1 protein-coding gene is annotated in these 1,384 nt (G+C 76.5%); it reads right to left on the reverse strand.

What is annotated here, in order from left to right; translation table 11 throughout:
- On the reverse strand, positions 1 to 1,100 hold a 1,100-nt coding region (locus ACSNOD_RS31165; RefSeq protein WP_436770435.1), incomplete at its 3' end, for a DUF6777 domain-containing protein.
- Positions 1,101 to 1,384: the final 284 nt, after the last annotated feature.

The following is a 1,384-nucleotide window of genomic DNA, read 5'->3' on the forward strand; positions in this document are numbered from 1 at the left end:
GGCGGGGGTGGGCCGCCGCCCTCCCCCGGCGGGTCCGACGGCGAGGCCGGGCCCCCGGGGGACGAGGGCGGGGAGGTCCGCGTACCGCTGTCCGGCGACGAGCCGTCGCCGCTCCCCGAACCGCCCTTCCCCTCCGACGCCTTCCCCTTCTCCGCGGAACCGCTCTCCCCGTCTCCGCCGCCGTCCCCCTCGCCCTTGCGTTCGCCCTTCTCCGACGCGCCGCTCTCCTGGGCGCCGCCGCTCTTCTCGGCACTGCCGCTGCTGTCCGGTCCGCCGCGCCCCGTTCCTCCGGCGTCGCCGGAGCCGCCCGAACCGCCGCGCTTCGGCCCGTCCTCCGCACCGGGCCCGCCGGCCGGCGGGGTGGGCACCGGGGGCGGGTCCCAGCGGAACACCTCGGAGTCCTTTCCGCCGTCCGTGCCCACCTGCCGGTCGAACGCCTTCTCCCGCTCGAAGGGGTCGACGAGCGGCAGCTCCTTCAGCGGCCCCTTCTCCTCCGGCCGGGCCTCGATCACGGCGACGGCGGCTCCCCGGAAGCCCTCCCAGCGTTCACCCCGGTACGTGGACCTCCGCAGATCCACGTCGCGCTGCGGCTCCCGCAGCGGGTTGCCGCAGTTGCACTTGACCGCCGGGCGCGCATAGGCGTCGACGAGCACCGCCACGCCGGCCTGCAGCACGGAGTCGTAGGCCCGACTGCGCCCGGCGCCCTGGTAGTTGTGGTTCTTGACCAGGGTGTCCTGCATCAGGACCGCCGGGGTCAGGCCGTCGATGTGCGCGGCGATCTCCTTCTCCGGGATGCCCCGGGCCGCGCTCCACGCCTTCGCCTTGGCGGGGTCGTCGGTGATCTGCTCGATCAGCAGCGGCTTGTCGCAACGGGCGCGCTGGCGGGTGCCGCCGTACGCGCCGCGGGCGTCGCCCGCCCGCTCGCCGCCCGCGGCGGTCGAGGCCACCCCGCGCAGATCGGCGTCCGGGTCCCGCAGGAACGGCTTCTCCCCGATCACGCCCGCGGGTTCGAGCCGGAGCTCGACCGGTGTCAGCCGCCGCTCCGACGAGCAGCCGACCGTTCCGGCGGCGATCAGTACGGGGATCGTCACCAGCGCCACGGCCGACAGCGGCCGTCGCCCTCTCGCCCCGCCGCGCCGGATGTCCGGCCGGCCGTCGGCCGCCCCTCCCGGTTGTCGTCGTCGCCCATCGGACCTCAGCCGCATGCCGTCCCCCCGAGCCGTTCCGTTCGTCGTCCGCTCGTCGTCCGTTCCGCGCCCGCGTCGCGCCCACGTCGCGCGTGACCATGCCGTGCCGTGCCCCGGCCGTCCGCCGGGCCGTGCGCCTCATCTGCTCCGCAGCGGGCCGGAGTCGAGCAGGCAGGTGGCCACCCATCCGCCCGCGC

The organism is Streptomyces sp. URMC 123, assembly GCF_051386515.1.
Lineage (GTDB): Bacteria > Actinomycetota > Actinomycetes > Streptomycetales > Streptomycetaceae > Streptomyces.